Source organism: Vibrio sp. T11.5, assembly GCF_027587155.1.
Classification (GTDB): domain Bacteria; phylum Pseudomonadota; class Gammaproteobacteria; order Enterobacterales; family Vibrionaceae; genus Vibrio; species Vibrio neptunius.
Genome location: NZ_JAPPTP010000039.1, coordinates 1 through 22,786, shown reverse-complemented (window position 1 = coordinate 22,786; position 22,786 = coordinate 1). Strand labels below are relative to the sequence as shown.

Below are 22,786 nucleotides of genomic sequence, written 5' to 3'. Positions count from 1 at the left end.
CACGATGAGACCACAACCTACACGTTGCACAGCCTTTCGCTTAAGCGGCAATGACCTCACTATTTCCATTTAACAACCTCGACCATTGGGTCGCCTTAGACCCTTGAGCAAAGCTGAGTTTCATTCAAGGAAGCAGCGGAACTCATGATGGGAAGTCACACTTCCGCAAAACCAAGAATGAATACATAAACCTTTGATTTAAAAGAGCTAAACCTATGGCATTCATCTTGCTATTTCTCTAATCAAATCAGAATGATGATGGTATGAACCACAACGGTCATACACAAAAGACAAGGGAGTACTCTGATGAGTTCAATTGATCCAGCAACGATGGCAAAGCAACTGGCTACCTTTGACGTCCAGTCGTTCAAACAACGCTATACCGAGCAATCCTCTCAGTATCAATCTCAACTGAATGCGCTTGGCAAAGTCGAATCTGCATTGCGTGAATTCCGTACTGCTGTGAATGAAATGAACAACAGCACATCAGGGATCATAAAAAACAGCGCTACCGTGTCGAGTGAAGGGTTCTTCACCGCGAGCGCAGATTCCAAAGCTCTCAAGGGCAGTTATCAGATTTTTGTTGAAAAAGTCGCCACTACACATCAGGTGTCAACTGGCATGCCTGCGTCGCTACAGTCCACGACAGAAGTGCCGCTGACCGGCACGCTAACATTTGAAGTCAATAGTAAAACCATGACGCTAGACCTCTCAACACTAGACAGTGACGGAGACGGTAAAGCCACCATGGCTGACTTAACTTCTGCCATCAACAACGATCCCAATAATCCTGGCGTCAATGCGACCTTAGTTCGCTCGGATGGACAAACTCATTTCATGCTTTCTAGCGAAGAGACTGGAGAAGCGAACGAGATAGTGGTCTCGGCGGCGGGAACTGGGCAAAGCTGGTTCGAGGATGCCTTCACTAAGGCTAAACTCAAACAGATCAGCGCAGCACAAAACGCCATCGTTTGGTTGGGAGAAAAGGACAATGGCCTAAAACTCGAAGGCAGTAGCAACACGTTTAGCGATGCGATCGACGGTCTCGACATCACTGTTACCAAAGCTCAGCAGGCGGGCGAATCTCCTTTAACGCTTAATGTCGATGGTGACAACGACGCGACAAAAGAGCAGGTCAACAAATTTATCGACGCTTATAACAGCTTGATGTCTACGGTTGATGAGTACACAAAAATAGACACGGAAAATAACACCCGAGCGGTGTTAGCGAGTGACCCTACCCTGCGCGCGATCGAAAGTCAGGTGAAATCTGTTGTACGAGGAGATTTCGGCGGTCTTCGATTGAGTCAGATCGGCATCGAGCTCGATCGTAACGGAAAAATGACGCTGGATTCAGACAAGTTCGAACAGGCCCAAACCAAGAATAGCCAAGGACTTGAGGCAATGTTCAATGGAGATGGCAATCTACTGGATAGTATCGATACCATTATCGAACCTTATCTTCAGTTCTCTTCTGGTCTGTTTAAATCTCGCAAAGATGCGTTGAAGCAGAATATCGATCGCATCAGCGACAAACAGGTCGTGCTGGAACGTAAATACGATATGGCATACGACCGATACCTCAAACAATTTACCCAAATGAACACAATTATGCGCCAGATGAACCAAACCATGTCGCTGTTTGGTTAACGGTCACCAGGAGACGTTTTTATGTTAATGGATTCGGGCTACAACTCTTATCAACAAGTCGATCTAGATGCTCAGGCAGCCGCAGCAAACCCACATCAATTGGTGGTAATGCTGATCGACGGTTTGCTCAATGAAATCGAACGAGTTCGTGGCCACATGGCCTCAGGTCGTCTTGCCGAGAAGGGAGCAGGCATCAATAAATGCATGAATATATTAGTCGGTCTAGATAGCGCGCTAGACGCAGATAATGGCGGCGAAATCGCGGCGAATCTTCACCAACTATACGACTTTTGTCAGGTTGAACTTTATCAAGCAAGCGTACAAAACAACCAGGATAAACTCACCAGTGTCGAACATGTGATGAACAATATACGCGAGGGGTGGATGCATTTTGGTCAGCAAGCATAAAGTATCCCCAGAGCGATTCCGCCATTTGGCGAAACGGATTCAAATCGCAACAAAAACTCAGGACTGGCAAGGGCTAAAGCGCTATGACCTTCTTTTGAGAGACCTGCTCGAAACTCATCAGCCTTATCTCAAAGATCCCCTGCTCGCGCCTGTCATCACTGAGGTGAAGGCCGTACATAAGCAGGCTTTTGACGCACTGGATAAGGCCATCAACGAACTGGAAGCAGAAATTAATGTGGTCGACTCTCAACACGAGCGCGCCAAAGCTTACCAGCTTGCTATGACCATGGAGTACTAGCAATGAACACAACTTCACTGCAAACCATGACAGGTCAAAAACCTGAGTCGTTTTCCGCTGACGGTAACATCCAAAAAGCACGTGGTTTTGGTCAGCCTGACGAGCACAGCACTGGCTTTGCTCTCATGGCTCATCCGACTCCGATGCAGGGTGGCGGTCAACCAAACGCTGAAGATACGGTAGCAACATTCACGTCTGACAGTGAAACGCTGTCAGAGGGTGAAATGACTTCTGTGCCAGCGACGTCATTGGTGGAAAGTCCGCAGCCATTTAACGCGCAGTCGACCACCATGGATACATTGGCTTTACTGCAACTGAAACAAAAACGCGTCGTAAACGGAGTGCAGTCCTTCGACGCCGCACCAATGCCAGCAGCGACTCATTCTTCAGAGAAGATGACGCCGCAAAATATCACCAGTCAATTGGTGAAGCCGACAAGCGTTGCTTTAAACATTGACGCACCGGTCAGCCAGAGTGCGTCCGTACAGAATGTTCTGCAAACTTTAGTCTCCACACAAGCGTCAGCGCAGTCTCACGTTTCTCACCAGTCACCTGCGGCAACGACAGTTCAAACCGCAGAGTGGGCCGCCGTCAAGATCGATACCAATGCGGCTAAGTGGGGCGAACAAATGATGCAGGTGTTACATGACAGAGTATCGCTTCAGGCACAACAAAGCATGCAAGAAGCCAAGATTCGTCTCGATCCACCAGAACTCGGAAAGCTGGACTTACTGGTTCGTGTTGATGGTGATCGCCTCAACGTGCAGATCAACGCCAATGCAGCGGCGACACGAGAAGCCTTGCTTCAGGTATCTGACAGGCTAAGAGCGGAGTTGCAAGACCAGAACTTTGTTCATGTCGACGTCAACGTCGGCTCAGGAGAAAGTGAGCACAACCAGTCTTCTCATCAAGGCGAACATACCACGCATATTTTCGATAGTCGCGAGTTTGCCAATTCAGATAGTCCCAATGAACCATCAGAGCATTGGCTCAGCACACAAGCATAATTAGGAATAGGGTTATGACAAAACAACAATTGATCGCGTTATTTTCAGCGATGGTCCTCACCAGTGCTTTAGTTTCGGCAGCAACGGTAATCGGCGGGATCTGGGTCTTAAAGCAATCAGGCAACAGTAGCCATTCCGAGTCCTTTTTCGCAGATTCGCCTCTTGCCTTCCTTGCCGAGGAGCATCATCCAGCACAGACACCTAGCTTTCACTCGCTAGAAAAGATTGTTCTCAGCGTCAAAGGTAAACGCCAGAACCACTTCGTGATGCTGGAAGTCGCGATTGAGACTCGCCGTCCTGAACGCATTAAGAATATCGATGATTACATGCCGATCGTGCGCAATTCGTTACTGAAGCTTTTTAGTGACAAAACCTACGAAGATCTGCATCAGGAAGGCACCGTGAACCTGCTCCAGAATCAAGTTAAACAAGCGGTACTGCTCGCGTTTGACAAAACCGACATTCTTCGCGATATCGATGACGTCTTACTGACGAAATACGTCGTGCAATAAGGAACACGGCCCATGTTGGATATGAATTTTCAGGAAGAATACGGTGTAGAAGGTGAAGTCAGTTCACCTTCCATCCCTATCGATGAGAACAAGTTGCTCAAACAGCACAAGGTGTTGGTCAACCGTATCGTCAATCAACTCAGAGCCCATGCCACTCCGCATTGCAGTATCGAAGACATGCAGCAAATTGGCCTTATCGGCTTACTGGAAGCAGGCCGCCGATACGGCAATGTTGAAGATCCCAACTTCCCGGCTTTTGCCGTGTGCAGAATCCGTGGATCGATATTGGACGAGTTACGCCGACTTGACTGGCGGTCACGAAAAACACGTCAGCAAGCGCATGAACTGAATGACGTGACGCGCGATCTTATGCGCTCTCTTGGCCGGCAGCCTACTGATGCAGAAATTATCAAAGCATTAGGAACGGACGAAAAAGATTATCTTACTCGACAAAATGCGGCTCTGGCTGGGGAAATGCAAAGTCTGGATCAACTGATTGAGAATGGTATCGAGGCTCAATCTGACGCTGTGTATGACGGCATGTCCCATGAGCAGACTCGACGTAGCCTTGAAGCTGCTCTGGATAAGCTACCCAAAAGAGATCAGCTGCTACTGACGCTGTTTTATCAACACGAACTTAACCTACATGAAATCGCTTTAGTGCTCGATCTGACACCTCCAAGGATTTGTCAGTTACACAAACAGGCACTCAAACAACTCAATCAATATTTATCCTCCTAGGAGTCACAAATGCAAAAGTTTTTTGGAGCCATCACCGTTTTACTGTGTGTCTTTGGCGGGTATATGTGGGCAGGTGGCAAGCTTGGCGCTATCTGGCAACCCGCTGAATTTCTGATCATTATTGGTGCTGCGGCCGGTTCTCTGATCATCGGTAACCCACCGCAAGTGCTTAAAGAAATGCGTCACCAAGTTCGTGCCACAATCTCTGCACCGCGCGAAGAATATGAATATTACATGGAGCTGATGGCTCTGCTGAATAACCTACTTGAAACAGCACGCAGCAGAGGTTTTAAGTTTCTTGATTCTCACATCGAAGCTCCAGATCAGAGTTCGATTTTTCTCGCCTACCCGAAAGTTGGCTCAGATTATCGCCTCATATCGTTCGTGACAGACAACATGCGTTTAATGGCCATGGGCCAGATGTCGCCTCACGAGTTAGAAGGTTTACTGGAACAAGAAATCGAAGCTATTCAAACCGAAATGCTACTTCCTTCTCGCTCGATGCAGAGAACCGCAGAAGCATTACCAGGCTTTGGTATCCTGGCAGCCGTCGGCGGCATCATCATTACGATGCAGGCGATTGATGGCTCAATCGCACTCGTGGGCTACCACGTAGCAGCGGCTCTGGTTGGAACATTCGTTGGTATCTTTGGTTGTTACTGCTGTCTTGATCCACTCAGCAATGCAATGGCCCAACGCGTGAAGCGCAACATGACAGCATTTGAGTGCGTCAGGGCAACGCTAGTTGCTTATGTTGCGAAAAAACCAACCTTACTTGCTATTGATGCTGGCCGTAAGCATATCCAGCTAGACATTAAACCGACATTCAATCAGATGGAGAAATGGCTCGCTGAGCAGGAGGCATAATGCAAAGACAAGAGCAGGTGGTGTTCAAACGAACAAAAACCGTTGATGACAATGAATTTCACGGAGGTGCCTGGAAAGTCGCTTTCGCTGATTTCATGATCGCCCTTATGGCGCTGTTTTTGGTCTTATGGGTGATGCAGATTGTCGACAAGGAAGAGCGAAAAGCGATTGTTGCTCACCTTCAAAGTGCAAGTGTGTTTGATAAGAGCTACGGGAATCCGTTTGATACTTCACAAAGTATTTCTCCGATTGATTTGGCTGCAAACTCTTCTGTCACCAGTCGACATGATTCGAACCATGTGGTCAGCTCATTCTTTCAGGGAGACGGTGAAGGTCCGGAAACAGACTCACTGATCCCCGGAACATTCGACACTCAGGAGCGACTGGCAGCCTTAGCGAAAGTCATTAAGGAAGCGGTTCGACAAATCAGTGCTCAAGGGAATGTGAACGTGACGGTTACGCCACAAGGTCTGCGGATTGTGCTTCAGGACGACTATAAGCAGCATATGTTTGGTCGTGGTGGGTCGGAGTTGACACCTTTCTTCGAAGATCTGCTTCTTGCACTAGCGCCTGTCTTTAAACGTGTAGAGAATCCATTGATCATCAGTGGTCATACCGACTCTACCCGCTTTAAAGGTCATGCCGAACGTGGTTCAAACTGGGCGCTCTCTGCATCACGTGCCAATGTGGCTAGGCATACTCTGGTTGCCGGAGGGATGCCAGATGATCGTGTGTTACAAGTTACAGGGATGTCTGATCGTGCCTTACTCAATGGTGCCGAGCCGGAATCCAGTGAGAACCGACGTATCGAACTGTTTATCCTGACTACACCCGCCGCCAAAGTGTTAGAAACGTTTTTTGGCAATAACGCGGAAAGCGAATTGCAAAAAGCCAAGCAGAAAGCGGAATTTAATCAGCCGGTGATTCGCCAGGAAGTCATCAAGTTTTCAGACACCCAAACACCTTCGAAGCCAAAGCTTCAGCAACTTTAACCCCATCAGGCGCTTTTATAGCGCCTGCTAACTCAAACGAAAAATCTCATGCCTCAATATTCGGTCAGACACGCAAAAAAAGATGGATTACAAAAAGCCTTTATGTGGCTGATTGTCATCGACTACGTGTTGCTTTCTTTGTTTCTCATTCAGCTCTTCAACCTGACTTTGAACGGAGGCACGGCGATCAGTACTTTGTTGCTGATCTATAATGTCCTTTTGACCTCCCTCTGCTTTCAACGCACTGACAAGCGCGACTCCTACATTATTTACCCAACATTGTCAGCAACGTTGCTGGCGTTCGTCTGCTTCCTATACTTCTTCTTTCTTGTCTGACCCTATTTTTTGTCGCCCCTCTTTGTTATTTCTCCTCTGACTCTACTTTCCTTTAGGCAAAAAAAATGCTCTTCAATCAATGAAGAGCCAAACGAGCGAAAATGGAACAAAGGGTTTAACTAGGCTTTCGCCTTAACTTCTCATCAACGCAACCACAGAGTGGCGCTTTACGTTAGCCTGAGCATTAAGTGCCATAAAGGCGGTGGAAAACTGGCCAGAGTTGTCGTCAAATAGTTTAAGTTTATCTTGGACTTGGTGAGCAGATATCACCGAAGACTGCTTGTGGAGTGTTTGCATTTGCATCGTCAATTCAGAGCCGATCGCATTTGCCTGCTCAAGCCCTATCTGTACTTGACGAAAATGCTTGTTTACTTTGGCAATGGTCTGTTTAACGCCTTCTCGAGAGCTCAAATCAAAGCTCAGCTCCGCGATACCTTCTGGCTCCGCTTTGAGTGTCATCACATTAGATTGCCCGGCTGGAAAGCGATATCCTTGGCCTGTCACCATGACCTTTTGTTGCATCTGCTGATAGGCTTTCTCAGAGGATTCAAACAAAATAGTACCGTCCTCAGACAATGACGCTCTAAGTCCAAGAGGAATAAGACTTCGATCTAGCATTTTAACAGTCTGCTTGCCCTCAGACTGTCCATCAAACTGAACCATCACGGAGTGGCCCTGAGGGAAATCTAAGCGAATTTGCTCCGCTTTGTCACTCAAGCGATGGATGTTGAGTCCTGGAATGGAAAAACGGCGCATATCGGCTTTCTCAAGCTTAAGTTTCAACTCATTGTCGATAACTTTATTGCCGTCAAAACGTGCATTGTCGATAACGCGCTCTATGTTCGCTTTCGAGCCCGCCAAGCCTTCTTGCAAACCTGAAACCTGGTTCGCGCCGAGGTTCATGGCCCGAGTCAGGCCTTGTTTTATCTTGGCCAACTCGACACCAATGGCTTGTAAGGAACGTGTCGCTATCTGCACTGAGGTCGCGTTTTGCTGCCCCTGAGTAAGCAAAACACCAGACACCGAATACGATGCTGGTGTTTGATTGCGGGCAGCCAGTTTGCGCTGCCCAATATCACCATTAGTCTCCGAAGAGCGAGGGGGAGAAATAGAAGCTCTGTCATGCCCCGTCAACTTGACGTTGTGGGGGCGAACCTCAACCATGCTCATTACCATATTTTGATTCCTGATTGTTAAATGCGGTCGAATAAGTTGAGATCGTTAATCTTAACGTAGCTCGCTTGAGTCGCTTGCAGCGCCGCCATGTAATTGCTCAAGCGAACTGAAGCTTCACCATAATCCAGAGCTGAGAGATCACTGCTGATCTTATCAACAAATAACTTGTTCTCACCGTGGGCACTAGCCATCAAATCGAGATTATTATGGCGACCACCGATTTCAGTCATTGCAGACAACACGTTATTCGATGTCGCTTCGATAGCACCGAGCGTCGATTCAACTGCAGTCCGAAACGCTGGTGTCGGTGATTTGAACTCCGAAATCAATGCATCAAGTTCGTTGAGAACATTGTTGCCACCAAGGTCTAGGATTTCTTGCGCGGTCATATTCGCTTCCATCGTCACGCCTTTGGCTACAGTGACCATACGTTTATCGCTGTTACCTTGCATGACGTAACTGCCACTCGCATTCGACAAAGCCGCGGTGTCCGTTTTGGTGCCGGAGAATAAGTAACGACCTTCTTCATCCTGCGCGTTAAACGCTGAAGCGACGGCAGAACGCAGACTTTCAAGTTCGCTGACAATGCCTGTACGTTCGGCTTCGGTTAAGGTACCGTTTGCGCCCCATAGAACTCGTTCGTTCATTTTCTTCAGGCTTTCATTCACGGAATCAAGTTGAACTTCCTGATTGGACAAGGCCGTCTTTACATTAGAAATATTGGTCTTGTACTGAGAAATGGCCGAGCCTTCACGTTCTAAATTGAGCAATTGTACTGATGCCATAGGGTCATCAGATAATTTGGTCAGACGCTCACCAGTGGACATCTGTTGCATAACTTGTCCAAGTCCGGCGTTATTGATCTGCAAGCTTCGCAGCATCATCTGACTGAATTGAGTATCACTAATTCTCATCTGATTTCCCTGTAATTAAAATAACTGAAGAACGGAATCAAACAGCTGGTTTGCTGTGCTGATCACTTTCATGTTGGCGTTATGAGCGTTGGCAAATGTCATCAGATTTGCCGCTTCTTCATCACGGCTTACCGCACTGACGTTGTCTCGGGCAGCCTTCGCTTGCTCGCTCATCGAGAGTTTTGCCTGATAATCTGCATCAGCCTGACGCGCTTTGATCGCCGTTTCACCGACAATGGCAGCAAAGGCATCATTCAATGTCACTGAGCCAAAGCCACTAATCGATACGTTTTTATTGCTGACCGCAATCAAGCCGTCCAATATGTCAGCGTTACCTGGATTACCGTCACCGGACAAAGCCAGTTCCTCTGGTTTCATATCGGTGATCGTCAGGCTAGCCGCTGGGTTGGCAGGATCATAACTGAACAAAGGCTTACCCGTATTACCATTAAGGTCATGACCAGCGACTAGCAAGGCATTGAACTCATCGGCCAACGCTTTTGCCATATCATCAATCGCCGTGCGGTATGGCTTTAATACGTCTGTCTGATAGTCCGACAAAGCACCAATCTGCCCGCCCGGAGTGTCTGTAATCGCAAAACTTTGCGTACCAAACTCAACATGGAGTTGAGCAAGGTAAGGATCGCTTGGATCAGGCATGGCAATGAGCTCAGCAGCATCAGTCCCCATGACCAATGGTTGTCCAGAAGATAGCGTGACTTGTAAGCTACCATCGCTTTGTGACGTTGTTTTCACATCGACGACCTTAGATAACTCACCAATTAACGTGTCACGCGTGTCCATTAACTTAGCCGGATTCCCTCCCGTACCTTGCATTTCCACCAGCTGCTTGTTCACGTCAGCAATATTACTCATCAAGCTATTGGCATGAGCAATGGCGGCATTGCGCTGGTCGTTCACGTCTTTATGTTGGTGAGAAAGAGATTCGGTGAGCGTATTAAATCGACGTGAAAGTGCTTCTGATTCATTAATGATTTGCTGGCGGTAAGGCACAGATTCCGGTTTCACTGTCGCATCATTAAGGGCAGAAAATAGCGTATCCAAACCCGCAGAGAGACTGAATCCGTCAGCACCGAGTGTATTTTCGAGTTGACTCATCTTACCGGTGTAACTAGTTGCGTAAGCGGAAAGACTGTTTGTTTCCCAAGTCTGCTTAACCAAAAAATCATCCGTTACCCGACGGATACTCGTAACTTCAACACCCAGTCCTGGATTTAGCTTGTCGTGTTTAGTGCCACCAACCGAAGCCATCAAGGCTTGTTGACGACTGTATCCAGGCGTATTGATGTTGGAGACGTTCTGCGCTGTGACATCCAGTGCCACGCGATTCGCATTAAGGCCTGAGAGGGCAATATTGACGAGATTCATTTACAGCTCCATTTTTCGAATCAATGGTTGGGCGAAGGCTGTTGTTGCACTGACTTCTCCCATCATTTGTCTAACTGAGGCGACCGATTCCTGAGTAGAATGAAGTGCGGGTGCCGAATTAGACGCTGAAGAAGCTTCAGCGTGTGAGCTTGCTTCCACCTCACTAAAATTGTCATTCGCGGACACGCTTGAGGCATTGGTGTCAAAAGCCACCTCTGAAATCGAAGGGCTGAGCTGTTTGATCAACATTTCTGAAATACCAGAATGTTGTTTCTTCGCCATTTCAATCGCAAGTTGACCATCATACATATCGCGAAAAACGCCCTGTTGCTGACTGGAAAAAGGACTGTCTTCGTCAGCCAACACATCGCTACTACTGCGCATCTGGCGCAGTACCATTTGTAAAAACATCGCTTCAAACTGGCCCGCTACCGTTTCCAGTGCGGCCCCTTGTTCGTTGCTATTCTTTATGTTCATCAAGGCACTGTTATCGTGATAAAGCACCGAGTTCATTTGTGACCGCTCATTCAGTCCGTCAAATTTCATAAAGACTCCTTAAATCACTACCAGCTCTGCATTTAGTGCCCCAGCTTCATGCAAGGCTTGCAGAATCGACATCAAATCCGTTGGTGTCGCCCCTAAACTGTTTACTGCACTAACGATGGTATTAAGCTCAGTTCCCGGAGGCCAAATCACCATTTGCGCCTGTTCTTCACTGACATCTAATAACGATTGATCGACCACTTTGGTTTCACCGTCAGCAAACGCGTTTGGCTGGCTAACCTGTTGTGATTCGGCAATGGTCACTGTTAAGTTGCCATGGCTTACCGCGGCTTCACTGACCTTGACACTTTTGCCGATGACAACGGTACCGGTTCGAGAGTTGAAAACGATGCGCGCAGGCTTGCGCCCTTCCTCGACACTGATCTCTTCCAGCATCGACATCATGACAACACGTTGTTGAGTGTCCTTCGGCGCTTTGACGCTAATGCGCACGTTATTCTTAGCCACAGCGACTTTCGGCCCGAAAATGTTGTTGATCTCACGTGCGATATTCTTAGCCGTTGTAAAGCTGGGCTTTCTCAAATTCAGCACCACGTTATCTTGTTCTGCAAAGTCATTGGGCACTTCTCGCTCCAATGTCGCCCCACCAGGAATACGGCCCGAGGTTGGCGTATTGATCACAATTTTAGAGCCGCTTTTGCCTTCAGCAGACACACCGCCTACCACCACGTTACCTTGAGCGACAGCGTAAACCTCACCATCGATACCGCGCAGCGGTGTCAGTAACAAGGTGCCCCCTCGCAAACTCTTTGCGTCGCCAATGGATGACACCACCACATTCAGCGTCTGGCCTGCCCCTGCCATCGGCTCAACTGTCGCAGTGACGCTCACTGAAGCAACATTGCGTAGTTTAGGATTCGTTTTGTCGTCGATTTGGACACCAAATTGTCGCAGCATATTGGTGATGGATTGCGCAGTAAACTTGACCTGATTGCGGTCACCCTGTCCGTCGAGGCCAACGACCAAACCGTAACCCACTAACTGGTTTTCACGAATACCCTGAACATCAACGAGATCCATGATGGGGATTTCTACTTCAGCTTGAGTCGGTAAGGCGGTACCCAACAACATCGTCAGCATCATCGCCATCAGGAATGAAGATCGTTGGTCTCCAGCCCTGTTTCGATTTGTCGAGCTCAATCGCTGGCGTCGCAGAGAAAGAGGAATAAAAGCGACGGTAAGCATAGTCATTATCTGTTTCATTAAAACGGCATCCAAGGGCTGTTAAAGAATTGGCTCAGCCAACCAGCAGCATTGCTGTCAGCCAAAGTACCTCGACCTGAGTAGGTGATTCGCGCATCACCGATTCGAGCGGATGAAACCTGATTGTTACGGCTGACATCATCAACTCGTACAATGCCGGTTAAGCGAATGAACTCATCTCCCTGATTGAGTCGAATCCACTTCTCTCCGCTGATACGCAATACACCATTAGGCAGCACTTCATGAACGGTCACGGTGATAGCCCCCTCCAGCTTGTTACCCTGAGAGCTAGAAGCACTACCATCAAAACCGCGTTGAGCGTCTACACTGGCGGCGAGCTCATCGATGGTTTTACCTCCCAGACTCGGGGTAGCAAAGCCGACGCTCGAGTTTTTTCCATACTTGGTATCGGCTTTTTTGCTTGATTCCGTTTCTTCGGAGAGAACCACCGTGAGCATGTCGCCAACACGGTATGCTCGCCTGTCCTGAAACAGGGTCATGGAATATTGATGACGATAAAGGCTGCCGTTTTGGGCTGCTGGAAGTGAATAGTCCAGCTTAGGCGGCGCGTATTTTTCTTCATCAGGCTCGGGAGGGGTAAACTCCTGTCGACCAGCGCACCCAGCCAGCAAAATGACAACCAGAGGCCAAACTCTCAATAATGCCTTCATTCCCTGTTCCTTTATTACTTAACGATTACACTGATTGAGCGACAAACTTCAGCATGTCATCAGCAGCTGACACGACTTTAGCGTTCATCTCGTAAGCTCGCTGAGTGGTGATCATGTCAACCATTTCCTCGACGACCTGAACGTTTGAACCTTCTAAAGCGCCTTGTTTGATACTGCCGACACCATCAATTCCAGCTGTCAACTCATCCGCTTGACCACTTGCTTCTGTTTCGCGGAACAAGTTACCTCCCACCGCTTCGAGGCCGGCTGGGTTGATGAATTTCGCTAAGGTGATTTGACCCAGAGATTGTGGTGTGGTGCTGTCCGCTGTCGTTGCTGATACCGTGCCATCTGTGCCAACAGACACAGACAAAGCGTTCTCTGGTATCTGGATTTGTGGCTCCAGCGGTAGGCCTTGGCTATTGACCATCAAGCCTTCTGAATTAACATGAAACTGGCCATTGCGAGTGTACATGAGCTGGCCGTCTGAGTTTTCGATCTGGAAGAAACCTTGCCCCATTACAGCAAGGTCAAGTTCCTGACTGGTGTTTTGCGTATTACCCTGAGTAAACACTTTCTGTGTACCCACGACTCGAACACCACTGCCTAACTGTACTCCTGATGGCAGTTGATTGACTTCATCCACCTGCGAGCCGGGTTGGCGTTGAATACTGTAAAACAGGTCTTCAAACACTACTCGATCACGTTTAAAACCAACCGTATTGACGTTGGCTAGATTGTTGGAGATGGCGGTCATTTTGGTGTCTTGAGCGGCCATACCCGTTTTACTTACCCATAAAGCTGAGTGCATTTTTTACTCCTTTCGCCGCGCTTAGCGTGACGACATTAATTTGTTACCGGCTTGCGCCAAAGTCTCTGCGGTTTTCATCATCCGCACTTGCATTTCAAAGTTGCGTGTCAGTGACATCACATTCAGCAGTTCATCAATCGCAGAGACGTTGCTGCCTTCGATATGCTCAGGTGCGAGCTGAACGGTTTGGTCAGCCGCAAATGGGTTGCCATCGACGCTGTGAAGCAAACTGTCGCTCTGTTTCTCCAGTTGGCTAGTTTCCGGCTTAACCAGCTTTAAGGTCCCCACTTCAAGCTCAGCGCCTCCCCCTGGAGGCACGACAGAAATACGACCACGTTCGCTAATTTCAACTTTCTGATAATCGGGAAGAACCAAAGGGCCTCCTTCACCGACAACCGCAAACCCGTTAACAGACAAAGCACCAAAGGAGTCAACTTTGATGTTACCGGCGCGGGTATACGCTTCCTGACCTTCTGCGGTCTGCACCGTCAGATAACCGTCCCCCATCACAGCGACATCCAATGCACGGCCAGTTTTAACGATATCGCCTTCATCAAAACGCGTAGACGCCGAGTTGGTAACGACCATGGTGCGACCGTCAAAGCCCGCGCCCTGAAGTGGGATGCTTGACACACGCTCCATATCAGCACGAAAACCCGCAGTATCGGCATTGGATAGGTTATTTGAGCGCACATGCTGAGCTTTAAGTACTCGGCTTGCGCCAGACGTTGCGGTGAATAACAAACTGTCCATATCAGGCTCCGTTAAATTGCGTTAAATAACGCCTGAGTCAGTTTGTCGTTGGTCGAAATGGTTTTTGCATTCGCCTGATAGTTGCGCTGCGCTGTCATCAGGTTAACCAACTCGCTGGTCAGATCGACGTTAGACCCTTCTAGAGCGCCTGGTGAAAGATCACCTAGCGTGCCTGAACCCGGTACTCCCAATACGGGTGCACCTGAACTGAAACTTTGAGTCCAGGCAGTACCGCTGACTTTTGAAAGGCCTTGTGGGTTGGCAAAATCCGCCAGTACAACTTGGCCTTGTAACTGAGACTGACCGTTAGTGTAGGTAGCGTAAACCATGCCATTATCTTCAACACGAACGCCCGTCAATTCTCCCGATGTGTAGCCATTCGGGTTGTTAGTGCTGACACCAAAACCTGTACCAAATTGCGTGCTGCCTGACAGGTCTATATCAATACTCATTGGGTTAGCGCCCGCCGCTGGGAACGAAACGTTGTAAGCGCCTGTCGGAGTGGCAATAGAGCCATCTGGGTTGAACGTCATCGCGACCGTTGAAACCGCACCCACTCCACCGTCAACCTGCACGTTCACTTCCCATGTGTTGTCAGCCGTTTTGGTGAAGTACTGGGTCACCGTGTGTGGCTTACCTTGCGAGTCGTAAACTTTTGTCGTGTAGGAAGAGTTAAATGAATTATTATTGCCCGGATCAAACGGATTCACCGTCTGGTCGATGACCGGATTCTTTGCATCCAGATTGGCAATGAACTCCATTTTATCTGTGGCTTTGGCTGCCAAAGAAGACGTCGAGATTTTAATGTCTCCCGTTGCACCTGTGAGCAGGTTATTGTTGCCGTCTACGCTGTAACCTTGCAATTTCGCGCCCGTGTTGCCAACGACATAATTGTCTTTATCAGTACCGAATACACCTGAGCGGGTGTACAGCATTTGGCCAGCACTGTCTTTAGTCACAAAGAAGCCGTTACCATTGATTGCCAGATCCATCGCTCGACCAGTTCCGCTAACTGAACCGTTTTTCTCAAAGTTCTGAGAAATAGAGGCAACTTCTACGCCACCGGGCTGCATGCCGTTGTACACTGCCGCAAACTCAGTACGTGCTCCTTTAAATCCATAGGTCGATGCGTTGGCAATATTGTGGCTGATGGTATTCAGCTCTGTGTTGGTCGCATCAAGGCCGCTTAGGGCAATATTAAAACTCATAACTAACCTCTGTCTTCCTTATTGGTTAAGCACCAAACTGAGTGATTTCATAGAAAGGTACGCTGCCAACACCTTCGATGTTAACAAACGCTGCGCCGCCTGAGCTTGGGATACGAACTTGCTCAACCTGGCCGGCTAAAAGAATATTTGGAGCAGACTGCCCCTCCTGAACCTGAACAGATACTGTGTATTTTCCGGGTTTAAGACCCAACTCTTCAGGATGGATACTAAAATCGACGTCACCTGCGGGATGGGCGCCTAAAGGCACTTTTTTCGCCTGACCGAACTCATCCGTCACGACTAAAGTGACTTGGCTTGAGGGATGCTCAAGCTCTATTTTTCCGCCTTGAGCGGTATCATTCATTTCAAACTCATTGCCAGACACATAAACCGTCTGCCCCACCAAGCCAGCCGTTGACAGTACTTGCATGTTATCGAGCAATACCATGCTGTTTTGCATCATTGAAGCCATGTTCTCTGTACTTTGTACTTGGGAGAACTGTGCCAATTGGCTGACATACTCAGTGCCATCAAGTGGGTTGAGCGGATCCTGATTCTGAATCTGTGCCACCATCAAGCTGATAAATTCATTTTCCAGTGACGTCGCGCTATTGGCATCTTGTGGGTTGCCTGTCACTGATGTTGTATTTGCCCCTGAGTTCACTGGCGTGTCAGAAGACAAAGCATTATAAGAAGCGATGCTCATTAGCTGCCCTGCCCTAATTTAAGCAAACCTTGCTGCATGCTTTTTACGTTGCTCAGTACTTCTACGTTTGTTTCGAAGCTGCGGGTTGCAGACATCATATCTGCCATTTCAGATACAACATCGATATCAGGGTAGTAAACGTACCCCTCGTCATTCGCAAGCGGGTTACTTGGTTCAAAGCGTTTTTCTGCCTGACCTGAACTTTGGATCACATCCACAATTCTCACTTCAGCGTTCGGGTAACTCTCTTTACTCGCAGATAACTCGGTTTTGCTGTACACGGTGGCAAACACGGGTTTCAAGGCCTTGTACGCGTCATCTGGGTTGGCCGAGACAGCATCTGCGTTAGCAAGGTTACTCGCGACCGTATTCAAGCGTACTGTCTGCGCATTCATTGCTGAGCCAGCAATCGAGTAAATATCGGTAAATGACATGTTTAACGTCCCTCTATCACTTTCGCCAGTCCCTGAAACTTCATGTTCAAAAAGGTCAGGCTGGTCTGAAAGTCCATGTTGTTTTGTGTGAATTTGCCTTGTTCAACCCCCAGTTCAACTGTGTTGCCATCTTTGCTGTTCTGGTACGGAATCGAGTACATAGATGACACATTCAGCTTTGGTACGGACTTGTTCACACCATGAGGTGATAACTGATTCATTGCAGTGGTAAAACTCAGGTCCTTAGCCAGATACCCAGGGGTATCAACATTTGCTAGGTTACTGGCAAGGACTTTGGTACGCTGAACTCTAAAGTTCAGCGCATCAGGGTGAACACCCAACGCATTTTCAAATGAAATTGCCATGTCTCTTTCCTTTTAAGTTGGCTCGAATAAGGATGAATAAGACAAGATGCATGCCATAAAAAACAAACAATAAAATCAATGACTTACAAAACAACAAGGAAAGGCAATTTCCGCTTTACGGAAATCAAAAAAAGTGAGGGGAACCGAATTACTTCCCCTCTAAACTGGGGGTTACTCGTCAGTATGATGCTTTGCAGTCCAACCGTATTGAGCAGTGAAAAGATCACTACCAAGCAGGCCATTCTTCAGGCGGTTGAGAGCAATTTTAAACAACAAGTTCAGATTCAAGCGGACCAGCGTCAATGGCAAGACTATCAACTCGATTATGATATTCGTACTCCAACGGCAGCTGAACACCTGCCTATGTGCCCTAGACCATTGAGTATTTCGGGTATCGATAACAAAACACTCCCTGTAGGCAACCTTAAACGCTCGGTTGACTGCGATGCGCCGTCGGTGACATGGCGCATCAATGTGACCATAAAATCAGCGCTAACACTCCCAGTGGTGGTCACCCAGGCAGGCATCAATCGAGACCAAGCTATTTCTCCCATGAACCTTAAGCTTGAAACCAGAACCTTAAGCCGAGAGCAAGATTTCTTCACTCAGGTCTCACAAGTTTCTGGTATGCTCGCGTCTAGGCGCATACGCTCAGGGCAGATATTGGACCCGAGAAAGCTCGAGTCCCCACCTTTGGTCATCAAAGGTAATCAAGTTGTGATTACTGCGACTAAAGATGGGTTTACTGCGTCCACAAAAGGGGTCGCCCTAGAACCGGGCACGCGTGGTGAACAGATCGACGTAAAGAACAGTTCTTCTGGCAAAGTCATTAAGGCTGTTGTCACTGGACTCAACCAGGTACAAACCCAGTTCTGATTTTTGGACTCAGGTTATCATTTTCGCGCTTTACTACTCGTAAAGAGACAATGATTTCAGGTAGATATAAAAAGTGATTATGTTGACTTAATGTTTCGAGCAGCATGGTCGCATTGAACCTGTAACCACGATGATTAAGGAACCCATTAATGAAAATCGACAAAGTTGCAGGTGGGCACGTCCCTCACACCAATCTAAATCAATCTTCCAAGAAACCCGCAGAGCCTTCGACTGCGCAAGCGATTTCTGAAGCTATGGTCAATACCAACACTGCTGCGATAGATAAAGCACAAGCAGAAATGCAGTCGCTACCAAATGTGGATATGGAGAAGGTGGAGCAAGTACGCAACGCGCTGGTAAAAGGTGAGCTAGCACTCGACACTAAGGCGTTATCACAAGCGGTCCTTCAATTTCATACTGGTCACGAATAGTGCGGACTGGAGTTCATTATGGCATCTGAAACCTCGCGTATGATTCAGCGCTTTCTCACCTCCATAGGTGAAGATATAAAGTCATACCGCCAATTAGCCAAGCTTTTACAAGAGCAAAAATCGCTGTATCTGTGTTTCGATGCAGCGAAGCTTAATCAAAATCTTGCCCAGCAGAAACCATTACTTAACAAGCTTGGTCAGCATGCCAAAGAACGCAGTCAAACAATGACTGCATTGCGGCTTACTCGCGATCAAGGCGGCATGAATAAGCTTTTTTCTGCATTGCCGACTTCATTGTCAAACAAAGTTCATTCACAATGGCGCGAGTTAGAATCTCTGGTAAAACACTGCCAAGCACTCAATCAAGAGAACGGCCAGAGCTCTGCCAGTTTTCATGAGCTAATGTGCCACATTACTCAACCAAGACAGCATACCTACGAAGAGCAGCCACTGCTGAAATGATCCATCATCGCAGCCTTTGGAAACCAGCATTGTGCCTGTTTTTGTCGCTCTTTCTTTGTCCTTTGTCCCCTCTAAACGCTGCACCTCTGCCGACTGAATATGGGCAGGAGCTCGCGGTGCTTACGCCCTATAAAAAACACATTGAACAACGGTTGGTGCTGAACCGAGCATTGATTGATGACATCGCCAAGCAGTTGTCATCTCAATCTTTGCCATCGCAGTTGGTGCTGTTGCCCATGCTAGAGTCTTCCTTCGATCCAAATGCTGTTTCTCACGCCAACGCAGCGGGTCTATGGCAACTGATGCCCGCCACAGCACAGCGCTTCGGCCTTAAAGTCGACGCAAATCAAGATCAGCGATTTGACATTCAAGCCAGCACTAAGGTGGCCATCGAATATTTAGCATTTTTGCACAATAAGTTTGACGATTTAGCTCTCACCATTGCCGCATATAATGCAGGTGAAGGCCGAGTATCTCGGGCGATCAAAAAATCTGGCAGTAAAGCGTTTTCATCACTCAAGCTCCCTGCTGAAACGACTCAATATGTGCATCGATTTTATGCACTACTCAACTTGATTCAGTTAGAGAAACTCCTAGGCAAGCAGCCTAATCCTATGTTTTTATTCGGTGAATCGACTCATTCACCGCTCGTCGATTTATCTCCGCTACCACCCCTGATCACCTTATAAAAACTCTGTCGCTGACCTAGCGCTTTATCGAACCAGTACAGAGACTTATTCTCATAAGCTATTAACACACTCATATTAATACTCTGTTGCTCTATGCGTATCGCTACATAACCAGAGTTTTTACAGATTTAGACTCGAATTTGCTCCCGAGAACAGGAATATCCCGTATAATTTTTATTCAACAATACAAAACCCTAGCTTTCGTTGGTTGTTATTGACTCAGCAAAGCAGGATAATATCGGGATCGGAATCTCTTAAATATATAATTATGACCGAATATCTTTTGTTGCTGGTCGGCACTGTGCTGGTCAACAACTTTGTACTGGTGAAGTTTTTGGGCCTATGTCCATTCATGGGTGTTTCCAAGAAGCTGGAAACAGCAATCGGAATGGGGTTGGCAACCACGTTTGTCCTGACCCTAGCCTCGGTATGCTCGTATCTGGTGGAAAGTTACGTTCTTGAGCCTTTGGGACTGGAATATTTGCGTACCATGAGCTTTATTCTCGTTATTGCCGTTGTGGTTCAGTTCACCGAAATGGTGGTGCATAAAACCAGTCCGACGCTCTATCGACTTCTGGGGATTTTCCTACCACTGATCACAACTAACTGTGCGGTTTTAGGTGTTGCTCTCCTCAACATTAACGAAAACCATAATTTCATCGAATCGATCATCTATGGGTTTGGTGCCGCGGTCGGTTTCTCACTGGTTCTTATTCTCTTTGCCTCTATGCGTGAGCGCATCGCGGCGGCCGATGTTCCTGCGCCGTTTAAAGGAGCATCGATTGCAATGATCACCGCTGGATTGATGTCTCTCGCTTTCATGGGCTTTACTGGACTGGTGAAATTGTAATGAGCGCTATTCTTATTGCTGTATTGGCACTAGCTGCACTTGCCGCATTATTTGGAGCCATATTAGGATTTGCCTCGATCCGCTTTAAAGTCGAAGCGGACCCGATTGTCGACCAAATTGACAACATCTTGCCTCAGACCCAATGCGGCCAATGTGGCTATCCGGGCTGTCGTCCCTATGCCGAAGCGATTGCTAATGGCGACGAGATCAATAAGTGTCCTCCTGGTGGTCAGGCAACCATCGAAAAGCTGGCCGATCTTATGGGCGTCGAGGCAACAGACTCTGCGCACGATCTAGACGACAATGTCAAAACCGTCGCATTTATTCATGAAGACATGTGCATTGGCTGTACTAAGTGCATTCAGGCTTGTCCCGTTGACGCGATCGTTGGCGGTACTAAAGCTCTCCACACGGTGATCAAAGACGAATGCACCGGGTGTGATTTGTGTGTCGCACCTTGCCCAACAGACTGTATTGAAATGATTCCTGTAGAAACCACTACAGCGAGCTGGAAGTGGCAACTGGACGCCATTCCTGTTGTTGATGTTACCAATTCTGCCAAGCAGCAGAATCGCGTGAATTAAGGACTGGTATGCTGTCACTCATAGAACAAATTAAATCAGGCGCACTTTGGGATTTCCCGGGGGGCGTACACCCACCTGAAAACAAAAAACAGTCGATAAAAAGCGAGATTGCCAGAGCGAGTATTCCACAAGAAATCGTTCTGCCAGTGAAACAACACATTGGTAAACCAGGTAAGATAACCGTAGAAGTTGGCGACATGGTACTTAAAGGTCAAGCGTTGACCAAGTACGACACTAGCTTCATGCTGCCAGTTCATGCACCAACATCTGGTAAAATCACGGCGATTGAGTCTCGCACCACTGCTCACCCATCGGGCCTAGCCGAAACTTGTATTGTCATCGCTCCTGATAACGAAGATCGTTGGATTGAGCGTGACACCAACAGCGACTTTACCCAACGTACACCTGATGAGTTGATTGAAATTATTCGTCAGGCTGGCGTTTCAGGTATGGGCGGCGCAGGCTTTCCTACCGCGAAAAAAATCCAAGCAGGCTTGGCACGGACAGAAATACTGATTGTTAACGCGGCGGAATGTGAACCTTACATCACCGCCGATGACATGTTGATGCAAGAAAATGCCGACGAAGTTATTAAAGGTATAGAGATTGTAGAACACATCTTAAAACCCAAACTGACCATTATCGGTATTGAGGATAATAAGCCTCAAGCTATCAAAGCGTTAGAACAAGCCGCACAGCACAAAGATATCGTTATCCGCGTGATTCCCACCAAGTACCCATCGGGTGGTGAGAAGCAACTGATCAAGATATTGACTAATAAAGAGGTACCAGCAAACGGTATTCCTGCAGAGATTGGGGTACTGGTGCAGAATGTTGGTTCGCTGCAAGCCATTAAGCGAGCGGTTTGTGACGGTGAACCTTTGGTAGAGCGCATCGTTACTCTAACCGGAGATACCTTTAAACAGCCGAGAAATGTGATCGCACTGATTGGTACACCTGTTCAATCGTTGCTCGACGAGTTTGGCTACAAAGCCGATAAGAAGTTGCCTCGCCTAATCATGGGAGGCCCCATGATGGGCTTTACGCTTCCCCATGCCAACGTCCCCATTACCAAAACATCGAACTGCATTCTCGCTCCAACTCGTAAAGAGATTTCACCCGATCAGTATGAAATGGCATGTATTCGATGCGGTCAATGTGCTGAGGTCTGCCCGGCTTCACTACTTCCTCAACAGCTTCAATGGCATGCAAAAGCAGCAGAATACGACAAGTGTGAAGAACTCAACCTGAAAGACTGTATTGAATGTGGTGCTTGTGCCTTTGTCTGCCCTAGTGAAATCCCACTGGTGCAATACTACCGTCAAGCCAAAGCAGAGATTCGCACGCGCAAAGAAGAGTCCGAGGCTGCTGAGCGTGCCAAAGTCCGCTTTGAAGAGAGAAAAGCGCGGCTTGAGCGTGATAAAGCAGAACGAGAAAACCGCTTCAAGAAAGCAGCAGATGAACGTCGCAAAGATATGAAGAAAACCGACGGCGATGATGCTATTGCCGCTGCGATTGCGCGCGTAAAAGAGCAAAAATCAGAATCAAAATCGGATCAACCCGCAATTAAGCCAGCGGTAGCGGCCGCCATCGCCAAAGCCAAAGCCAAGCAAGCGGCTGCAATGCAAGCAGGTGATACAGAGCCGGACAACTCTGAAATGACAAAACTGCGTGAAGAACGCAAACGCCAAGCCAGAGAGAAAAGAGCTCAGAAGCCCCAGGGGTCTTCATCAGCCGCGTCATCCGATGATAAGAAAGACGCGGTTGCAGCAGCTATTGCGCGCGCTAAAGCGAAAAAAGCAGCTCAACAGGATAGCGGTACTGATTCAGCAACTGCAGACAAAAAGGCTTCCGTCGCCGCTGCCATTGCTCGTGCTAAAGCTCGTAAA

28 protein-coding genes are annotated in these 22,786 nt (G+C 47.9%); 16 read left to right on the top strand and 12 right to left on the bottom strand.

The annotated features are described in order from the left end of the window. Positions 1-306 precede the first annotated feature (306 nt). The 9 genes from fliD to OH455_RS22495 are packed head-to-tail and all read left to right on the top strand — an operon-like array spanning position 307 to position 6,811. Entirely contained in the window at positions 307-1,650 is a 1,344-nt protein-coding gene (fliD, locus tag OH455_RS22535) for a flagellar filament capping protein FliD (protein ID WP_045977081.1), read from the top strand. Between the two features lie 21 nt (positions 1,651-1,671). After that, entirely contained in the window at positions 1,672-2,058 is a 387-nt protein-coding gene (fliS, locus tag OH455_RS22530) for a flagellar export chaperone FliS (RefSeq protein ID WP_045977080.1), read from the top strand. After that, complete coding sequence (locus OH455_RS22525; RefSeq protein WP_045977079.1) at positions 2,042-2,356, top strand: hypothetical protein; 315 nt, start codon at positions 2,042-2,044, stop codon at positions 2,354-2,356. The genes fliS and OH455_RS22525 overlap by 17 nt, the downstream gene beginning before the upstream one ends. 2 nt (positions 2,357-2,358) lie before the next feature. Next, positions 2,359-3,363: a flagellar hook-length control protein FliK gene (locus OH455_RS22520; RefSeq protein WP_269982852.1), complete on the top strand. Its 1,005-nt coding sequence runs from the start codon at positions 2,359-2,361 to the stop codon at positions 3,361-3,363. 14 nt (positions 3,364-3,377) lie between these two features. Next, complete coding sequence (locus OH455_RS22515) at positions 3,378-3,875, top strand: flagellar basal body-associated FliL family protein (protein ID WP_045977077.1); 498 nt, start codon at positions 3,378-3,380, stop codon at positions 3,873-3,875. A gap of 12 nt (positions 3,876-3,887) precedes the next feature. After that, positions 3,888-4,616 (top strand): FliA/WhiG family RNA polymerase sigma factor, encoded by a 729-nt coding sequence (locus tag OH455_RS22510; RefSeq protein WP_045977076.1) that lies wholly within the window; start codon positions 3,888-3,890, stop codon positions 4,614-4,616. 9 nt (positions 4,617-4,625) lie between these two features. Continuing rightward, positions 4,626-5,483, top strand: coding sequence for a flagellar motor stator protein MotA (gene motA / locus OH455_RS22505; RefSeq protein WP_045977075.1), 858 nt, complete (start codon positions 4,626-4,628; stop codon positions 5,481-5,483). Then, on the top strand, positions 5,483-6,475 hold the full coding sequence (locus OH455_RS22500; protein WP_045977074.1) for a flagellar motor protein MotB: 993 nt from the start codon (positions 5,483-5,485) through the stop codon (positions 6,473-6,475). The genes motA and OH455_RS22500 overlap by 1 nt, the downstream gene beginning before the upstream one ends. Positions 6,476-6,523: 48 nt before the next feature. Continuing rightward, entirely contained in the window at positions 6,524-6,811 is a 288-nt protein-coding gene (locus OH455_RS22495; RefSeq protein WP_045977073.1) for a hypothetical protein, read from the top strand. 132 nt (positions 6,812-6,943) lie between these two features. Here the strand turns inward: OH455_RS22495 and OH455_RS22490 are convergent, their stop codons facing one another. The 12 genes from OH455_RS22490 to flgB all read right to left on the bottom strand — a co-directional run bounded on the left by OH455_RS22490 (position 6,944) and on the right by flgB (position 17,005). Continuing rightward, a complete protein-coding gene (locus tag OH455_RS22490) occupies positions 6,944-7,987 on the bottom strand; it encodes a flagellin (RefSeq protein WP_269982851.1) in 1,044 nt (347 codons plus the stop codon). A gap of 17 nt (positions 7,988-8,004) precedes the next feature. Then, complete coding sequence (gene flgL / locus OH455_RS22485; RefSeq protein WP_269982850.1) at positions 8,005-8,901, bottom strand: flagellar hook-associated protein FlgL; 897 nt, start codon at positions 8,899-8,901, stop codon at positions 8,005-8,007. Between the two features lie 15 nt (positions 8,902-8,916). Next, positions 8,917-10,290 (bottom strand): flagellar hook-associated protein FlgK, encoded by a 1,374-nt coding sequence (flgK, locus tag OH455_RS22480; protein ID WP_206371694.1) that lies wholly within the window; start codon positions 10,288-10,290, stop codon positions 8,917-8,919. After that, positions 10,291-10,836 (bottom strand): rod-binding protein, encoded by a 546-nt coding sequence (locus OH455_RS22475; protein WP_045977069.1) that lies wholly within the window; start codon positions 10,834-10,836, stop codon positions 10,291-10,293. Between the two features lie 9 nt (positions 10,837-10,845). Continuing rightward, the gene (locus OH455_RS22470) at positions 10,846-11,943 is read right to left on the bottom strand and encodes a flagellar basal body P-ring protein FlgI (protein ID WP_045977083.1); all 1,098 of its coding nucleotides are present in this window, start codon (positions 11,941-11,943) and stop codon (positions 10,846-10,848) included. Between the two features lie 113 nt (positions 11,944-12,056). Next, a complete protein-coding gene (gene flgH, locus OH455_RS22465) occupies positions 12,057-12,728 on the bottom strand; it encodes a flagellar basal body L-ring protein FlgH (protein WP_045977068.1) in 672 nt (223 codons plus the stop codon). A gap of 25 nt (positions 12,729-12,753) precedes the next feature. After that, positions 12,754-13,539 (bottom strand): flagellar basal-body rod protein FlgG, encoded by a 786-nt coding sequence (flgG, locus tag OH455_RS22460; RefSeq protein ID WP_045977067.1) that lies wholly within the window; start codon positions 13,537-13,539, stop codon positions 12,754-12,756. Positions 13,540-13,560: 21 nt separating this feature from the next. After that, positions 13,561-14,292: a flagellar basal-body rod protein FlgF gene (gene flgF, locus OH455_RS22455; protein ID WP_045977066.1), complete on the bottom strand. Its 732-nt coding sequence runs from the start codon at positions 14,290-14,292 to the stop codon at positions 13,561-13,563. 11 nt (positions 14,293-14,303) lie between these two features. Next, positions 14,304-15,500, bottom strand: coding sequence for a flagellar hook protein FlgE (gene flgE, locus OH455_RS22450; RefSeq protein WP_045977065.1), 1,197 nt, complete (start codon positions 15,498-15,500; stop codon positions 14,304-14,306). A 25-nt stretch (positions 15,501-15,525) separates the two neighbouring features. Next, complete coding sequence (flgD, locus tag OH455_RS22445) at positions 15,526-16,206, bottom strand: flagellar hook assembly protein FlgD (RefSeq protein WP_045977064.1); 681 nt, start codon at positions 16,204-16,206, stop codon at positions 15,526-15,528. Continuing rightward, positions 16,206-16,640, bottom strand: coding sequence for a flagellar basal body rod protein FlgC (gene flgC / locus OH455_RS22440; RefSeq protein ID WP_045977063.1), 435 nt, complete (start codon positions 16,638-16,640; stop codon positions 16,206-16,208). The genes flgD and flgC overlap by 1 nt, the downstream gene beginning before the upstream one ends. Positions 16,641-16,642: 2 nt before the next feature. Further along, entirely contained in the window at positions 16,643-17,005 is a 363-nt protein-coding gene (flgB, locus tag OH455_RS22435; RefSeq protein ID WP_269982849.1) for a flagellar basal body rod protein FlgB, read from the bottom strand. A gap of 78 nt (positions 17,006-17,083) precedes the next feature. Between flgB and flgA the strand changes: the two genes are divergently transcribed. From flgA to rsxC, 7 genes are all read left to right on the top strand, one after another. Beyond that, positions 17,084-17,881 carry a flagellar basal body P-ring formation chaperone FlgA gene (flgA, locus tag OH455_RS22430; protein WP_269982848.1) on the top strand — a complete coding sequence of 266 codons (798 nt, stop codon included), beginning with the start codon at positions 17,084-17,086 and terminating at the stop codon, positions 17,879-17,881. Positions 17,882-18,030: 149 nt separating this feature from the next. Further along, positions 18,031-18,312, top strand: coding sequence for a flagellar biosynthesis anti-sigma factor FlgM (flgM, locus tag OH455_RS22425; protein ID WP_045977060.1), 282 nt, complete (start codon positions 18,031-18,033; stop codon positions 18,310-18,312). A gap of 18 nt (positions 18,313-18,330) precedes the next feature. After that, positions 18,331-18,774, top strand: coding sequence for a flagellar protein FlgN (gene flgN, locus OH455_RS22420; RefSeq protein ID WP_206371690.1), 444 nt, complete (start codon positions 18,331-18,333; stop codon positions 18,772-18,774). Beyond that, complete coding sequence (locus tag OH455_RS22415; protein WP_269982847.1) at positions 18,771-19,463, top strand: lytic transglycosylase domain-containing protein; 693 nt, start codon at positions 18,771-18,773, stop codon at positions 19,461-19,463. Before flgN ends, OH455_RS22415 begins: the two co-directional genes overlap by 4 nt. Before the next feature lie 268 nt (positions 19,464-19,731). Beyond that, on the top strand, positions 19,732-20,313 hold the full coding sequence (gene rsxA, locus OH455_RS22410; protein ID WP_045977058.1) for an electron transport complex subunit RsxA: 582 nt from the start codon (positions 19,732-19,734) through the stop codon (positions 20,311-20,313). Continuing rightward, positions 20,313-20,897: an electron transport complex subunit RsxB gene (rsxB, locus tag OH455_RS22405; RefSeq protein WP_206371688.1), complete on the top strand. Its 585-nt coding sequence runs from the start codon at positions 20,313-20,315 to the stop codon at positions 20,895-20,897. The genes rsxA and rsxB overlap by 1 nt, the downstream gene beginning before the upstream one ends. Positions 20,898-20,905: 8 nt before the next feature. Then, on the top strand, positions 20,906-22,786 hold a 1,881-nt coding region (rsxC, locus tag OH455_RS22400), incomplete at its 3' end, for an electron transport complex subunit RsxC (RefSeq protein ID WP_269982846.1).

What these genes read in the sequence shown, in the direction of transcription:
- OH455_RS22500 (WP_045977074.1), top strand. Translation starts at nt 5,483, where the DNA reads ATGCAAAGACAAGAGCAGGTGGTGTTCAAACGAACAAAAACCGTTGAT.
- flgD (WP_045977064.1), bottom strand. Translation starts at nt 16,206, where the DNA reads ATGAGCATCGCTTCTTATAATGCTTTGTCTTCTGACACGCCAGTGAAC.
- flgH (WP_045977068.1), bottom strand. Translation starts at nt 12,728, where the DNA reads ATGAAGGCATTATTGAGAGTTTGGCCTCTGGTTGTCATTTTGCTGGCT.
- flgK (WP_206371694.1), bottom strand. Translation starts at nt 10,290, where the DNA reads ATGAATCTCGTCAATATTGCCCTCTCAGGCCTTAATGCGAATCGCGTG.
- flgN (WP_206371690.1), top strand. Translation starts at nt 18,331, where the DNA reads ATGGCATCTGAAACCTCGCGTATGATTCAGCGCTTTCTCACCTCCATA.
- fliD (WP_045977081.1), top strand. Translation starts at nt 307, where the DNA reads ATGAGTTCAATTGATCCAGCAACGATGGCAAAGCAACTGGCTACCTTT.
- flgE (WP_045977065.1), bottom strand. Translation starts at nt 15,500, where the DNA reads ATGAGTTTTAATATTGCCCTAAGCGGCCTTGATGCGACCAACACAGAG.
- OH455_RS22415 (WP_269982847.1), top strand. Translation starts at nt 18,771, where the DNA reads ATGATCCATCATCGCAGCCTTTGGAAACCAGCATTGTGCCTGTTTTTG.
- flgL (WP_269982850.1), bottom strand. Translation starts at nt 8,901, where the DNA reads ATGAGAATTAGTGATACTCAATTCAGTCAGATGATGCTGCGAAGCTTG.
- flgB (WP_269982849.1), bottom strand. Translation starts at nt 17,005, where the DNA reads ATGGCAATTTCATTTGAAAATGCGTTGGGTGTTCACCCTGATGCGCTG.
- flgF (WP_045977066.1), bottom strand. Translation starts at nt 14,292, where the DNA reads ATGGACAGTTTGTTATTCACCGCAACGTCTGGCGCAAGCCGAGTACTT.
- OH455_RS22470 (WP_045977083.1), bottom strand. Translation starts at nt 11,943, where the DNA reads ATGGCGATGATGCTGACGATGTTGTTGGGTACCGCCTTACCGACTCAA.
- OH455_RS22520 (WP_269982852.1), top strand. Translation starts at nt 2,359, where the DNA reads ATGAACACAACTTCACTGCAAACCATGACAGGTCAAAAACCTGAGTCG.
- OH455_RS22510 (WP_045977076.1), top strand. Translation starts at nt 3,888, where the DNA reads ATGTTGGATATGAATTTTCAGGAAGAATACGGTGTAGAAGGTGAAGTC.
- motA (WP_045977075.1), top strand. Translation starts at nt 4,626, where the DNA reads ATGCAAAAGTTTTTTGGAGCCATCACCGTTTTACTGTGTGTCTTTGGC.
- flgC (WP_045977063.1), bottom strand. Translation starts at nt 16,640, where the DNA reads ATGTCATTTACCGATATTTACTCGATTGCTGGCTCAGCAATGAATGCG.
- OH455_RS22495 (WP_045977073.1), top strand. Translation starts at nt 6,524, where the DNA reads ATGCCTCAATATTCGGTCAGACACGCAAAAAAAGATGGATTACAAAAA.
- OH455_RS22515 (WP_045977077.1), top strand. Translation starts at nt 3,378, where the DNA reads ATGACAAAACAACAATTGATCGCGTTATTTTCAGCGATGGTCCTCACC.
- flgM (WP_045977060.1), top strand. Translation starts at nt 18,031, where the DNA reads ATGAAAATCGACAAAGTTGCAGGTGGGCACGTCCCTCACACCAATCTA.
- flgA (WP_269982848.1), top strand. Translation starts at nt 17,084, where the DNA reads ATGACTTACAAAACAACAAGGAAAGGCAATTTCCGCTTTACGGAAATC.
- OH455_RS22475 (WP_045977069.1), bottom strand. Translation starts at nt 10,836, where the DNA reads ATGAAATTTGACGGACTGAATGAGCGGTCACAAATGAACTCGGTGCTT.
- OH455_RS22490 (WP_269982851.1), bottom strand. Translation starts at nt 7,987, where the DNA reads ATGGTAATGAGCATGGTTGAGGTTCGCCCCCACAACGTCAAGTTGACG.
- rsxA (WP_045977058.1), top strand. Translation starts at nt 19,732, where the DNA reads ATGACCGAATATCTTTTGTTGCTGGTCGGCACTGTGCTGGTCAACAAC.
- rsxB (WP_206371688.1), top strand. Translation starts at nt 20,313, where the DNA reads ATGAGCGCTATTCTTATTGCTGTATTGGCACTAGCTGCACTTGCCGCA.
- flgG (WP_045977067.1), bottom strand. Translation starts at nt 13,539, where the DNA reads ATGCACTCAGCTTTATGGGTAAGTAAAACGGGTATGGCCGCTCAAGAC.
- fliS (WP_045977080.1), top strand. Translation starts at nt 1,672, where the DNA reads ATGTTAATGGATTCGGGCTACAACTCTTATCAACAAGTCGATCTAGAT.